General features: G+C 70.3%; 13 protein-coding genes. 9 read left to right on the top strand and 4 right to left on the bottom strand.

What is annotated here, in order from left to right; genetic code table 11:
* Nucleotide 1 precedes the first annotated feature (1 nt).
* Nucleotides 2-1,093, bottom strand: a complete 1,092-nt coding sequence (locus tag ACYQ78_RS06615; RefSeq protein ID WP_459799816.1) for an MBL fold metallo-hydrolase — start codon at nt 1,091-1,093, stop codon at nt 2-4.
* An 80-nt stretch (nt 1,094-1,173) separates the two neighbouring features.
* On the opposite strand from ACYQ78_RS06615, the gene ACYQ78_RS06610 reads away from it, so the two are divergent.
* Both ACYQ78_RS06610 and ACYQ78_RS06605 read left to right on the top strand, forming a co-directional pair.
* The gene (locus tag ACYQ78_RS06610; protein ID WP_459799815.1) at nt 1,174-1,671 is read left to right on the top strand and encodes a hypothetical protein; all 498 of its coding nucleotides are present in this window, start codon (nt 1,174-1,176) and stop codon (nt 1,669-1,671) included.
* A gap of 10 nt (nt 1,672-1,681) precedes the next feature.
* Nucleotides 1,682-2,122: a type II toxin-antitoxin system PemK/MazF family toxin gene (locus ACYQ78_RS06605; RefSeq protein ID WP_459799814.1), complete on the top strand. Its 441-nt coding sequence runs from the start codon at nt 1,682-1,684 to the stop codon at nt 2,120-2,122.
* Between the two features lie 94 nt (nt 2,123-2,216).
* On the opposite strand, the gene ACYQ78_RS06600 is transcribed toward ACYQ78_RS06605, so the two are convergent.
* Nucleotides 2,217-2,990, bottom strand: a complete 774-nt coding sequence (locus ACYQ78_RS06600) for a CHAP domain-containing protein (protein WP_459799813.1) — start codon at nt 2,988-2,990, stop codon at nt 2,217-2,219.
* Nucleotides 2,991-3,148: 158 nt separating this feature from the next.
* On the opposite strand from ACYQ78_RS06600, the gene ACYQ78_RS06595 reads away from it, so the two are divergent.
* Both ACYQ78_RS06595 and ACYQ78_RS06590 read left to right on the top strand, forming a co-directional pair.
* A complete protein-coding gene (locus ACYQ78_RS06595) occupies nt 3,149-3,859 on the top strand; it encodes a DUF3152 domain-containing protein (RefSeq protein ID WP_459799812.1) in 711 nt (236 codons plus the stop codon).
* Between the two features lie 137 nt (nt 3,860-3,996).
* A complete protein-coding gene (locus ACYQ78_RS06590; RefSeq protein WP_459799811.1) occupies nt 3,997-5,232 on the top strand; it encodes an SGNH/GDSL hydrolase family protein in 1,236 nt (411 codons plus the stop codon).
* Here ACYQ78_RS06590 and ACYQ78_RS06585 read toward each other — a convergent pair.
* Nucleotides 5,229-6,254 carry a LacI family DNA-binding transcriptional regulator gene (locus ACYQ78_RS06585; RefSeq protein ID WP_459799810.1) on the bottom strand — a complete coding sequence of 342 codons (1,026 nt, stop codon included), beginning with the start codon at nt 6,252-6,254 and terminating at the stop codon, nt 5,229-5,231. The two genes, ACYQ78_RS06590 and ACYQ78_RS06585, sit on opposite strands and share 4 nt — an antisense overlap.
* 30 nt (nt 6,255-6,284) lie before the next feature.
* Nucleotides 6,285-7,484, bottom strand: a complete 1,200-nt coding sequence (locus ACYQ78_RS06580; RefSeq protein WP_459799809.1) for a PucR family transcriptional regulator — start codon at nt 7,482-7,484, stop codon at nt 6,285-6,287.
* 187 nt (nt 7,485-7,671) lie between these two features.
* Between ACYQ78_RS06580 and ACYQ78_RS06575 the strand changes: the two genes are divergently transcribed.
* Genes ACYQ78_RS06575 through ACYQ78_RS06555 form a run of 5 tightly spaced genes read left to right on the top strand, consistent with a single transcriptional unit; the run spans nt 7,672 to nt 12,479 of the window.
* Nucleotides 7,672-8,442 (top strand): ABC transporter ATP-binding protein, encoded by a 771-nt coding sequence (locus tag ACYQ78_RS06575; protein WP_459799808.1) that lies wholly within the window; start codon nt 7,672-7,674, stop codon nt 8,440-8,442.
* Between the two features lie 28 nt (nt 8,443-8,470).
* Nucleotides 8,471-9,238, top strand: coding sequence for an ABC transporter ATP-binding protein (locus ACYQ78_RS06570; protein ID WP_459799807.1), 768 nt, complete (start codon nt 8,471-8,473; stop codon nt 9,236-9,238).
* Nucleotides 9,235-10,125, top strand: a complete 891-nt coding sequence (locus tag ACYQ78_RS06565; RefSeq protein WP_459799806.1) for a branched-chain amino acid ABC transporter permease — start codon at nt 9,235-9,237, stop codon at nt 10,123-10,125. Before ACYQ78_RS06570 ends, ACYQ78_RS06565 begins: the two co-directional genes overlap by 4 nt.
* Entirely contained in the window at nt 10,118-11,218 is a 1,101-nt protein-coding gene (locus ACYQ78_RS06560) for a branched-chain amino acid ABC transporter permease (protein ID WP_459799805.1), read from the top strand. Before ACYQ78_RS06565 ends, ACYQ78_RS06560 begins: the two co-directional genes overlap by 8 nt.
* On the top strand, nt 11,208-12,479 hold the full coding sequence (locus tag ACYQ78_RS06555; protein WP_459799804.1) for an ABC transporter substrate-binding protein: 1,272 nt from the start codon (nt 11,208-11,210) through the stop codon (nt 12,477-12,479). Before ACYQ78_RS06560 ends, ACYQ78_RS06555 begins: the two co-directional genes overlap by 11 nt.
* Nucleotides 12,480-12,497 lie beyond the last annotated feature (18 nt).

The following is a 12,497-nucleotide window of genomic DNA, read 5'->3' as shown; positions in this document are numbered from 1 at the left end:
CCTATTCGATCTGCTGCCACCAGCCGTCCACAAGCGGAGGCTCGGACACCGCGAACCGCTCTCCGGGTTTCGGTACGGCCAGGTGGACGCCCCGCCCCTTCGCCTCCCGCCACAGGCGGTCGACCGGCTCACCCCAGGAGTGGAAGGCCAGCGTGAAGGTGCACCAGTGGACCGGCACGAGCAGCCCGGCGTTCAGATCGATGTGGGCCCGCACCGCCTCTTCCGGCGTCATGTGGATGTCGGGCCAGTTCTCGCTGTAGGCGCCGATCTGGACGAGCGCCACGTCGAACGGGCCGTGGCGGCGGCCGATCTCGGCGTAGCCCTCGAAGTAGCCGGAGTCGCCGGTGTAGAACACCTTGCGGCGCTCCCCGGCCACCACCCACGAACCCCACAGCGTGGTGTTGCGGGTGAACGCCCGGCCGGAGAAGTGGCGGGCCTCGGTGACCGTCAGCTCCAGGCCGCGGATGGTGACGCTCTCGTTCCAGTCGAGCTCGACGATGCGCGACTCGGGCACGCCCCACCGCTCAAGATGGGCGCCGACCCCGAGCGGCACCACGAAGGGCGCGTCCTGGAAGCCGGTGAGGGCCTGGACGGTCCGCATGTCGAGGTGGTCGTAGTGGTCGTGGGAGATCACGATCGCGTCGAGCTTGGGGAGCATGTCGAGCGGCGTCGGCGGCTTGTGGTTGCGCCGGGGTCCGGCGAACGGCACCGGTGAGCACCGGTCGCTCCAGACCGGGTCGAACATGACCCTGCGGCCCTCGATCTCGACCAGCACGGACGCGTGGCCGTACCAGACGATGTCGAGGTCGCTGATGGGGTCGGGCGCGGGATGGACCACGGGGACGGCGCCGCGCGGGCGGCGCTGCTCGCGGCCGAACAGGAGGTCGCGGAGGATCTTGGTGCTCTCCTCGCGCGGGGTGACGACGGCGGGCGCCGAGTTGGCGAAGGCGACGCCGTTGAACTGCGGGGAACGGCGGACCCGATCGGCGCGCACGCCGGTCGGGACCGCGCCCATCGAATCGGGGATGTCGCGCAGTTTCCACGCGACACCAGCGGCGAGTGCCCCCGCGACAAGCCATCCGGTTTTTCGCATACGAGGAATGGTGTCACAAGACGTTCACGTGCTGGTCAGGAGGCGCCGTGTCGCCTCAGGAGTGACTACAGTGCCAAGGGATGAATCAGGAAAAAGCGCAGCACACCATGTCGGTCGCGCCGTACACCTGTTCCTGCGGGGCCGCGCTCCCCGACAAGGTGTCGGCCGAGCTGCACGCCTCCGAGGCCAATCTGTGCACGGTCTGCTTCGGCACCACCGACGAGGAGCCGTTCCCCGGATGGCACCGCCGCTGCCTGGCCTGCGCGGGAACCGGCCGCCGGGGCCCGCAGCTCGTCTGGGAACTCGCGCACGCCGAGGCCGAGAGCGTCATCCCCGTCCGGGTCGTCCTGGCGCTGTTGCCGGGTGGCCCCTTCCGCCTGTCCGAACTCGCCGACCTGGTGCGCGAACGCCTCGGCCTCGCACCGGGCCAGCTCCCGGTGGGCCCCCGCGTCCGTGACGTCCTCCTGCAGCTCCAGCAGGAGGGCGAGGTCGCCCTGATCTCGGCGCCCGACCAGCTCATGGACGATTCGGGCGCCGTCCTCTACGACGACCCTTACTGGGTACGTACCGTCCGATAAGGTGCTTAACGTGCGTGATCATGGAGAGGACCCGCGCCCGGCGCGGGGTGCCGTCCGCGAGGTCCACCGGATCGACCGGGCCGCGTTCATGGAGTACTCGCCCGACCTCGACGGCCTGGCCGACCCCGGCGAGGTCATCTGGACGTGGGTCCCCTACGAGGAGGACCCGTCCCGGGGCAAGGACCGCCCGCTGCTGGTCGTCGGCCGCCACGGCCGCCGCCTGCTCGGCATGATGCTCTCCAGCAAGGGCGGCGACGACCCCCGCGAGTGGCTGTCGCTGGGCGCGGGGGCGTGGGACGGCGAGAACCGCCCGTCATACCTGCGCCTCGACCGCGTCTTCGAGATGGACGAGGACGACATCCGCCGCGAGGGCGCCGTGCTCGACCCCCGATCGTTCGCCCGCGTGGCGGCGGTGCTCAAGAAGACCTGGAGCTGGGCCGCCGACGGCTGATCGCGCGACGGCCCCCACCCACCCGGGGGCCGGGCCATCTTCCCCCGCCCGACCGACGATCTCGGCCGCGGCGGCCGGTCCTGTGGATACCGGCCTACTCGTACGGCCTAGACCGGCGGCCCGACGAGATCCTGACCGCCACGGCGGCCATGGCCGGTTCCTCCGGCGGCTCGGGTGAAGGCTCCACGCGTGCCGCCTTGCGGCGGTGGCGGCCCTCGGAGAAGGCGATCTTCTTCACGTGGAAGCCGCCGAAGATGAGGCTTACTCCCACCGCCACGACGAGGACGCCCGTCGCCATCGCCGCGACCGGGTCGACGCCCGCCGCCTGGCTCGTGGTGGAGCTGACCGCGTCGGGCCGTAACGCCAGTGTCACGTCGGCCGGTTCCACGGTCAGGTCGGGTTTGACCATCCGTGGCACGCCGTAGCCGACGACCTTGCTCTCGTCGCGGATCTTCCGCTTGAGCCATACCTTGTCGACGTTCGCCTCGATCGTGTGGATCTTGCCGCCTTCGACCTTCTCGACGATGCCCACGTGGTCGATGCCCTTGATGTCGTCGCCGCCCGCCCAGTCGAAGAAGACCAGGGCTCCCGGCTCGGGGGTGTCGGTCCACGCCTGGCGCTGTTCGAACCAGCGCGCGTGCGACGGCGTCCAGGCGAAGGCGCCGACGTAGTCGGTGACTCCGGCCTTGTCCGCGGCCCAGGCGATGAACATGTCACACCAGGCGGCGTTGCGGTACTGCGGGTCCTTGACGGTCTCGGCGTACCACGCGCCGTATTTGGTGTGCTGTCCGGGCTTCTCCCGGTATCCGAGCTCTCGGGTGACGACGGCTAAAAGGTCATTGGTGATCGTCTCAGGGGAACGTTCCACCCGTTCTGTCCTCCATGCCGCCCGATAGTGGGGACTCTAGTTCGCAAAATCGGACTACGCCTGCGATTCACCGGAAAGCGCCAGCAATACCCCCCAACCGTAACTGTGTGGATGATCTCCTCCCGTATGATCACCTTTCAGTTCGTTTTGGGAGGGTCGTGAACCACCGTGTCCTGCTCGCGGCGGCCGGGATCGCCGTAGTGGGAGCGGTGACCTGGGGCTTCGCGCTGCCGTCCGAGGAGATCCCGGAAACGGTGGCCCAGGTCGGGACCGTGCCAGCGCCTCCGCCCGTCCGGGCGTCCCCGAGGCCGACGCTCCCCTACATCCCGCCCCCCGCGCCGAAGCCGAAGAAGATCAAGGTGCCGGAGAAGGGCTCGGGCAAGTTCCGCACCGCGGGTGGCGAGGCCGAACCCCGCGAGGGCAAGGGCCCGGTGATCAAGTACATGGTGGAGGTCGAGAAGGGCCTTCCCTTCGATGTGGACGACTTCGCGACCGCCGTCCACGACATCCTCAACGACCCCCGGGGCTGGGGGCGGTTCGAGCGGGTGCCGAAGGGGTCGGTCCGGCTCCGCGTGACGCTGTCGAGCCCCGCGACGACCAACCGCGAATGCCTCCCGCTGCGCACCTTCGGCCAGCTCTCCTGCTGGAACGGCCGCCGCGCGGTGATCAACGCGAAGCGCTGGGCGTTCGGCGCCGACACGTACAAGGACCTGGACCTCTACCGGCAGTACGTCATCAGCCATGAGGTCGGCCACGGCCTCGGCCACGGCCACCGCGACTGCCCGTCGAGGGGGAAACCGGCGCCGGTGATGGTCCAGCAGACGATCTCGCTGCGCGGCTGCAAGCCCAACCCGTGGCCCAAGCCCTGAACGTTTCCACGGCGACCTGCGGCGTTGACAGGGCTGATTGACCCGAGATCACCATCCCCCTGACACTGAGGCCCCTTGCGGGCCGATCACCACGCTCCCGGCGGTCTGCGCACACCAGACGAGCGGGAGGACCTCGGATGAAACGTGTCAGATTACTGGTGGTGGCGGCGCTCGCCGTCGCCCTGCTGGGGATGTCACCGGCCTTCGGAACGGGGAAGGCCGACTGGGTGCACGCGTGGACGTCGATGCCGCAGCTCACCGAGCCGCACAACCTGCCACCGGCGCCGTTCACGCAGGACGACCTGGTCATGAACGACACGACCCTGCGCCAGACCGTGCGGGTCACGGCGGGCGGGCGGCAGCTGCGGCTGCGCTTCTCCAACGCGTTCGGCGGGGCGGCGCTGCCCCTCACGAAGGTCGCGGTCGCGCTGCCCGCGAACGGTCAGGCGGGCGTCGCCGCCATCAAGCCCGGCTCGTCGCGGCCGGTCACGTTCCAGGGGCGGGCCGCCACCACCGTGCCGGTCGGCGCGCAGGCGATCTCCGACCCGCTGAGCTTCCCGGTCGCCGCCGGGACCAACCTCACGGTGACCCTGTACCTCGCCTCGGGCCAGGCCTCGAACAACGTGACCTCGCATCCGGGCTCCCGTACGACCTCGCATCTCCTCGCCGATGACCACGTCGCCGACACCGACCTGCCCGGAGCCACGCCGACCGACCACTGGTATCTGCTCAGCGGCATCGAGACCACCACCGAGGCCAAGGCGCTCGTCATCGTCGGCGACTCGCTGACCGACGGCCGGGGCTCGACCACCAACGGGAACAACCGCTGGCCCGACCTGCTGTTCAACCGGCTGAAGAACGTCCCGGTGCTGAACCAGGCCGCCGGGGGCAACCGGGTGCTCAACGACGGCCTCGGGCCCAACGTGCTGGCCCGGCTCGACCGCGACGTGCTCTCGACGACCGGCGTCGAGTGGCTGCTGGTCTTCGAGGGCGTCAACGACATCGGCACCGCCGAGGCGACCGAGACGGCGCAGAACCAGGTCGCCGCCGACCTCGTCGCCGCCTATGAGCAGATCATCGTCCGGGCCCAGGCCCAGGACATCAGGGTGTACGGCGCCACGATCACCCCGTTCGGCGCGAACACCCCCTACGACGACCCGGCGGGCCTGCGCGAGGCGACCCGGCAGAAGGTCAACCACTGGATCAGGACCAGCGGGAGGTTCGACACCGTGCTCGACTTCGACAGGGTGACCCGCGACCCGGCCAACCCGCGCCAGATGCTGCCCGCCTACGACACCGGCGACCACCTGCACTTCAACCCGGCCGGCTATCAGGCCATCGCCGACTCGGTGCCGGCCCGCCTGTTCCGCTAGGTCGACTCGCGGAGGACCAGCTCGGGCTCGAAGATGATCGACTTCGGGCGCCGGGCCGGGTCTTCGATCTGGGCCAGCAGGAGCCGGGACATCTCGGCCGACATGTCCTCGACGGGGTGCCTTATTGTCGTCAGCGGCGGTCGGCAGGCCAGAGCCGCCGTGCTGTCGTCGAAGCCGACGACCTTGAGGTCGGCCGGGATGTTCAGGCCCCGCGCGGCGGCGACCTCCAACGCGCCCTGGGCCATCAGGTCGTTGGCGACGAACAGGCCGTCGATCTCGGGGTGCTCGTCGAGCAGCCGGGTCATGGCGGCCTCGCCGCTCTCTTTGGTGAAGTTGCCCGCCACGGTCGGGATGTAGGCGTGGCCGTGGCGGGCCATCGCCTCACGGAAACCCGACTGGCGTTCCATCGACGCCAGCACGTCGAGCGGGCCGGAGATGGTGGCGACCCGTTCACAGCCGCGCTCCACCAGGTGGTCGGCGGCCATGCGCGCACCGGCGCCGTGGGCGAGGTCGACGTAAGAGATGGGGATCGGCTGGTCGGGGCGGGCGAACAGCACGACGGGGGTGCCCGACTCGGCCAGCATGGCCGGGAGGGGGTCGTCGGCGTGGGTGGTGACCAGGATCGCGCCGTCGACGTGGCCCTCGCGCACGTAGTCGACCACTTGGGCCCGCGCGTCGGCGGCCTCGGCCAGCATCAGCACCAGATGGACGCCGAGCGGGCGCAGGTGGCCGCTGATGCCCTCGACGACCCGGCCGAAGAAGGGGTCGGTGAAGACGCGGGCGAAGAACTGGCCCGCGCCGGAGACCACCAAAGCAATGGAACCGGTCTTGCCGGTGACCAGTTGCCGGGCGGCCCGGTTGGGGACGTACCCGACCTCGGCGATGGCCCGGCGGACCGCCTCCTGGATCGACGGATCGACGTTGCGGATGCCGTTGATCACGCGGGATACCGTCGCCCGGGAGACCCCGGCGGCCCGTGCCACGTCCTCCAGCGTGGGTGAGGCCACCCGATCTTCCCTCATGACCGCCACTTTAGCGGAGAGCGCTCTCCTTCAGAGAGGGAGTAACCGGACCGCGTCCAAGGCCAAAGTGAGGTCGACGATGTCCCGGGGACGGGACAGGGAGCGGCCGGTGAGCTGCTCGATGCGGCGGATCCGGTTGATGATCGTGTTGCGGTGGCAGTAGAGGCGCCCGGCCGCGCGGGCCGCCGAGCCCTCGCACTGGAGCCAGGTCTCCAGCGTCATCAGCAGGACCTCCTTGTCGGCGCCGTCCAGGGCGAGCAGCGGCCCGAGCACGCCGCCGACAAGATGGCCCGAGATCTCGGGCTGGCAGATGACGAGCACCGCAGGGAGCCGCTGGTCGAGCCGGGCGATCTCGGGGCCGCTGTCCACGCAGGTGCGCATCGCGAGTTCGGCCAGGCGGTGGGCGTCGCCCAGGTCGACCAGGCTCTCCACCACCGGGCTGACCCCGGCCACCCCGCTGACCACCAGGCGCAGGCCCTCGGTCAGGTCGTCCAGAGAAGCATCGCCGAGGGCGACCACGCCGACCTCGTGGCCGGTGCGCATGCGCCACATCAGGCGCATCTGGCCGATCTTCTCGGGCAGGCGGGTGCTCTCGTGGTCGTGGCGGATCGGGAAACGTACCGTCACCACCGCGAAGCGGGCCCGCTCGGGGAGGTCGAGCGCGGCCGCGGCGCCGTGCACCACACCGGCGTCGGCGGTGCCGTCGAGGAGGGCGTCGAGGAGGGCGTTGACGCGTTCGTGGTTGCGCCCGAGCAGTTCCTGCTCCCTTCTCCGGTAGGTGTTGCCGGCCACCAGCGCCTGCCGGTCGATGGCGTGCCAGACGATGGTGGCCACCCTGACCAGCACGCCGATGCGTTCGGGCCGCTCCCGCTCGACGTAGTCGACCAGGGCCGACCACATCACCTGCGCGGCCAGCCGGTACATGCGCATGAGGGAGTCGACCGGCAGCCCCTGTTCGGCCCGGCGGCGGGCCATCGCCTCGGTGAACGGCAGGTCGCGGCGGTCGCGCCGGTCCTGCATCATCGTGGTGATGCCGATGCGGAGCCCTTCCCTGGTGCTCTGCCAGTGGTCGTCGGCGGAGACGAACGTGCAGTAGGCCTCGTCGCCGCCGCGCACCCGGGTCACCAGTTCGTCGGTCAGCTCAGGGAGCCGCGCCAGCAGGGCTCCGGCCGCGTCGCGCAGCAGCTCACGGACTTCAGCGTCGTGCTGGTTCTGCGTCAGGGAGCGCATCTCCCCAACCTGCCATCCGCCCCGTTCCGGAACAAGGTTCGGTTTCGTTTCGTGACACGCCGTTGTGCGGTTGCACAACGGGGGTCGGTCATGAGTGGGCAGGGGTCGCGACTTCACCGGGGCATCTGGACGACGGTGCACGCGCGGGGTTTGGTGTGCACCACCGACGCTCTTGGAGGAATCACGTATGGCCGATCTCGCTGTCAGCGATCTGGTGGTGGGCTACGGGCCGGTGCGGGCGCTGCGCGGGGTGTCCATGCGGGTGCCGTCCGGGTCGATCGTCGCCGTGCTCGGCGCGAACGGCGCGGGCAAGTCGACCCTGCTCCGGGCGATCTCGGGCACGCTCCGGTTCCACCGGGGAAGCTGCGGGGGCACCGTTGCCTTGGGCGACCGGAGGCTGACCGGGCTGCCGGCCGCCGCCGTGGTGGCGCAGGGGGTCGTCCAGGTGCCGGAGGGGCGGCGGGTGTTCGCCCGGATGACGGTCGAGGAGAACCTCCGCGCGGGCGGTCTCGGCCGGCCTCGTAAAGCCTATGCAGCGGCACACGCACAGGTCGTCGAGCTCTTTCCCGTCCTCGCCGAACGGGCGAGGCAGCGGGCCGGGCTGCTGTCCGGCGGTGAGCAGCAGATGCTCGCGATCGGGCGGGCGCTGATGGCCGGGCCGACGACGCTGCTGCTCGACGAACCCACTCTGGGGCTGGCGCCGCTGATGGCGGCCCGCATCACCGAAACGATCAAGGAGATCAACAGTTTGGGCACCTCGGTCCTGCTCGTGGAGCAGAACGTGGCGATGGCCCTGTCGCTGGCATCGCACGCGTACGTCCTGGAGGTCGGCGAGGTGGTGCTCGAAGGGACCGCCGCCGAACTCAAGGAGAGCGACGAGGTGCGCCGGCGCTACCTCGGCATCGCCGACGCCGTGGAGGGCGCGCTCGAGACGCGCACGCTGTCGAGGTGGTCGTAATATGACTACGGCATACCAACCGGACGGTATGGAACCCCTCGAAGTGCGTGACGTGACCGTCCGATTCGCCGGGCTCACCGCGCTCGACAACGTGAGTTTCACCGTGGCGCCGGGGACCGTCCACGCCGTCATCGGGCCCAACGGCGCCGGGAAGTCGACCTGCTTCAACGTGCTGTCGGGGGTCTACAGGGCGACGTCCGGGAGCGTGCGGTTCGGCGGGGCCGAGCTCACGACACTGAAGCCGCATCGGATCGCGGCGCTGGGAGTGGCCCGGACGTTCCAGAACATCGCGCTGTCGCCCCGGGCGCCGGTGCTGGAGAACCTGCTGCTGGGGCGCCACCGGCTGACGTCGACGGGGTTCGTGTCGGCGGGCCTGCGGTTGCCGAACGCCCGGCGTGAACAGCGGCGCCATCTTCAACGGGTCGCCGAGATCGCCGACTTCGTCGGGCTGACCGGCAGGCTCGCGTTCCCGGTGGGGCTGCTGCCCTACGGCGTACAGAAGCGGGTGGAACTGGCCCGCGCGCTGTGCATGGAGCCGAAGCTGCTGCTCCTCGACGAGCCGGTGGCCGGGATGAACAGCGGCGAACGGCAGGAGATGGCCGAGCTGATCCTGTCGGTCCGCACCAGCCTCGGCATCTCGATCGTGCTGGTCGAACACGACATGGGCATGGTCATGCGGCTCGCCGACCGGGTCACGGTGCTCGACTTCGGCCGGCGCATCGCCGACGGAACCCCTGCCGAGGTGCAGGCCGACCCCGCCGTCATCGGCGCCTACCTCGGGACGGAGGGCACGTGACCACGTTCGTGGAGCTGCTCGTCAACGGACTCTCCATCGGAGCCGTGTACGCGCTCATCGCGCTCGGCTTCGTGATCATCTTCAAGGCGACCGAGGTCGTGAACTTCGCGCACGCGTCGCTGCTGCTGGCGGGCGGCTATCTGGTGGCCCGGCTGTGGCCCATTGTCGGGTTCTGGGCGGCGCTGCTGATCGGCATCGCCGCCGCCGCCCTGGTCGCCGCCCTCATCGAGTTCCTGGTGATCCGGCGGGCCAATGTGGCCTCGCACAGTGTGCTCGCGATCGTCACGATCGGCGTGGACATCGTGCTGACGACCGAGCTGACCCGGCAGATCGGCACCGACGTGCTGGCCATGGGCGACCCGTGGGGCAGCCAGGTCGTGCGGTTCGGCGGCGTGACCCTCGCGGAGACCCGCATCGTCGCCCTGGTGACGGCGGCGCTGCTGATCACGGCGTTCCTGCTGGCGTTCAAGTACACCGGCTGGGGCGTGGCGATGCGGGCCGCCGCCGAGGACGCCGAGACGGCCTCGCTCATGGGCATCCGGCTCGGGCGGGTGTCGATGAGCGCGTGGGCGGTCGCGGGCGCGCTCGCGGCGGTGGCCGCGCTGTTCCTGTGCGTCTTCCCGACGCCGGGCCTCGACCGGAGCACGTCGCTGGTGGCGCTGAAGGCGTTCCCGGCGGCGATCCTCGGCGGGCTCGACTCGACCACGGGCGCGCTGGTCGGCGGCCTGATCATCGGCGTGACCGAGTCGATGATGAGCGGCTACCAGAACGACATGGCGTTCCTCGGCCGCGGCATCGGCGACGTGGCGCCGTTCCTGGTGATGCTCGTGATCCTGCTCATCCGGCCCGCCGGGCTGTTCGGGACGAAGGAGCTGGCGCGTGTATAGGTACCTCGCCTGGACCGGCGCCGTCGTCGTGCTGTGCCTGGTGCCGTTCTACCTCGACGGTTTCTGGCTCCAGACCGGGCTGTTCGCGATGTCGGCCGCGATCGGCGCCATCGGCATCAACCTGCTCACCGGCGCGACGGGCCAGCTCTCGATGGGCCACGCGTTCTTCCTGGCGGTCGGGGCGTATGCGTACGTGTTCTTCTCCGCCGAGCCGACCGCGAAGCTGAGCGGGCTGGGCCTGCCGACGGGACTGGCGGCGGTGCTGGCGGTCGTCGTCGCCGGGGTGGCGGGCGGGCTGTTCAGCCCGATCGCCGGGCGGCTCAAGGGCGCCTACCTGGGCATCGCCACGTTCGCGCTGATCTTCGGGGGTCAGCACGTCCTGTTCAACGCCGAGCACCTGACGGGCGGCTTCAACGGCCGGGCGGTGCCGGAGCTGAACCTGTTCGGGTTCTCCTTCGGCGACGCCCCCGCGCTGGTCGTCCTTCAGGTCCCGTTCGGGACGCTGGAACGGCTGTGGTTCCTCGGCCTGGTCCTGGTCGCGCTGTCGATGGTCTTCGCGCAGGGCGTGCTGAAGGGCCGTCCCGGCCGGGCCATGAACACCATCCGCGACCACGAGATCGCGGCGGGCGTCATGGGGGTGCCGGTCGCGCGCTACCGGGCCGGGGTCTTCGTTCTCTCCAGCATGTACGGGGGCCTCGCGGGCGTCCTGCTCGCTCTGGTCTTCCAGCGGACCGTCCCGGAGTACTTCGGCGTGCTGCTCTCCCTCGACTACCTGGCCATGATCGTCATCGGCGGCCTGGGCTCGGTCGGCGGCGCCGTCCTGGGCGCCCTCTTCGTCTCCCTGCTCCCGCAACTGCTCACCAAATACAGCGACGCGATCCCGCTGGTGGCCACCCCGGGGACGCCGGGGGGCGTCTCGCCCGCCGAGGCCGCCCGCATCCTCTACGGCGCGGCCGTCGTCACGGTCGTGCTCTTCCTGCCGGGCGGCCTTCTCGGGCTCTTCCGCAAGATCCGCCTGAGACCGCCGCGCCTGCGGCTGCCCCTCTCCTCTCCCTCCCCCTCACCAGAAACCAGGAGTCCGCATGTCCCCTAACAGGAAGGCCGCGATCGCCATCGCGGTCCTGGCGCTCGCCGCGTCGGCCTGCGCCAGCGACAAGGCCACCGGCGGGGCGGCCCCGGCCACCGCGACGGGCGGCGACGGCGTCAAGACCGGCGCCGGGGTGACCGCAACGACCATCACCCTGTCCCTCCTCACCGACCTGACCGGCCCCTACGCCCCGCTCGGCAAGAGCGTCACGCAGGCCCAGCAGCTCTACTTCGAGCAGCTCAACGCGGCCGGGGGCATCTGCGGCCGGACCATCGAGACGGTGGTCCGCGACCACGGCTACGACGTGCAGAAGGCGATGACCGCCTACGCGGAGGTCGCGCCGCGCACGGCGGCGATCCCGCAGTTCATCGGGTCGCCGATGGTGAAGGCGCTCAAGGAGAAGATCACCGCCGACAAGATCCTGACGATCCCGAACGCGTGGGCCACCGGCCTGCTCGGCAGCGACGCGATCCAGGTGACGGGGACGACCTACGACGTCGACATGATCAACGGCGTCGACTTCCTGATGAAGGAGAAGGGCCTCAAGTCGGGCGACAAGATCGGTCACCTGTACTTCGAGGGCGACTACGGCGAGAGCGCCCTCGCCGGGTCGAAGTTCGCCTCGGAGAAGTTCGGGCTGACCCTGGTCGAGCAGAAGATCAAGGCCACCGACCAGGACATGACCGCGCAGGCCACCGCCTTCAAGAAGGCCGGGGTGAACGCGATCCTGGTGTCGGTCGGGCCACGCCAGGCCGCCTCGCTCGTGGGCGTGGCGCTGGCCTCCGGGCTCGACGTGCCGTTCATGGGGAGCAACTCCGCCTACAGCCCGCTGCTCCTCGACACGCCCGCCGCGCCCGCGCTGCTCAAGGACTACTACGTGGTGACGGCCGGGGCCCCGATCTCGGCGCCGCTGCCGGCGTACGAGAAGCTGATCAAGGACTACCAGGCGAAGTTCCCCGGTGAGCTGCTCGACAGCGGGGTGGCCTCCGGCTATGTGCAGGCCGTCATCGTCGGCGACGCCCTCAAGGCCGCCTGCGCGGCCAAGGACCTCTCGCGGGAGGGCATCATCAAGGCCCACCGGTCGCAGAGCGCCTGGGAGGGCGGCTTCGGCGGGACGCCGATGGACTTCACCGTGTACGACAAGCCGGCGTCGCTGTCGTCGTACATCGCCAAGCCGGACAAGGACGCGATCGGCGGCGCGGTGATCTTCAAGGAGCACTCGATCTCGGATCTGGCCAAGACCTACCAGGTCCCGCCGCCCGCCTAGCGGAGTGGCCGGGTGGGG

The sequence above is a fragment of the Herbidospora sp. RD11066 genome, from assembly GCF_054661255.1.
Note: the sequence above shows the minus strand (reverse complement) of the source record. Positions and strands in the feature narration are given on the sequence as shown.

What these genes read in the sequence shown, in the direction of transcription:
- ACYQ78_RS06610 (WP_459799815.1), top strand. Translation starts at nt 1,174, where the DNA reads ATGAATCAGGAAAAAGCGCAGCACACCATGTCGGTCGCGCCGTACACC.
- ACYQ78_RS06590 (WP_459799811.1), top strand. Translation starts at nt 3,997, where the DNA reads ATGAAACGTGTCAGATTACTGGTGGTGGCGGCGCTCGCCGTCGCCCTG.
- ACYQ78_RS06585 (WP_459799810.1), bottom strand. Translation starts at nt 6,254, where the DNA reads ATGAGGGAAGATCGGGTGGCCTCACCCACGCTGGAGGACGTGGCACGG.
- ACYQ78_RS06615 (WP_459799816.1), bottom strand. Translation starts at nt 1,093, where the DNA reads ATGCGAAAAACCGGATGGCTTGTCGCGGGGGCACTCGCCGCTGGTGTC.
- ACYQ78_RS06570 (WP_459799807.1), top strand. Translation starts at nt 8,471, where the DNA reads ATGGAACCCCTCGAAGTGCGTGACGTGACCGTCCGATTCGCCGGGCTC.
- ACYQ78_RS06580 (WP_459799809.1), bottom strand. Translation starts at nt 7,484, where the DNA reads ATGCGCTCCCTGACGCAGAACCAGCACGACGCTGAAGTCCGTGAGCTG.
- ACYQ78_RS06555 (WP_459799804.1), top strand. Translation starts at nt 11,208, where the DNA reads ATGTCCCCTAACAGGAAGGCCGCGATCGCCATCGCGGTCCTGGCGCTC.
- ACYQ78_RS06575 (WP_459799808.1), top strand. Translation starts at nt 7,672, where the DNA reads ATGGCCGATCTCGCTGTCAGCGATCTGGTGGTGGGCTACGGGCCGGTG.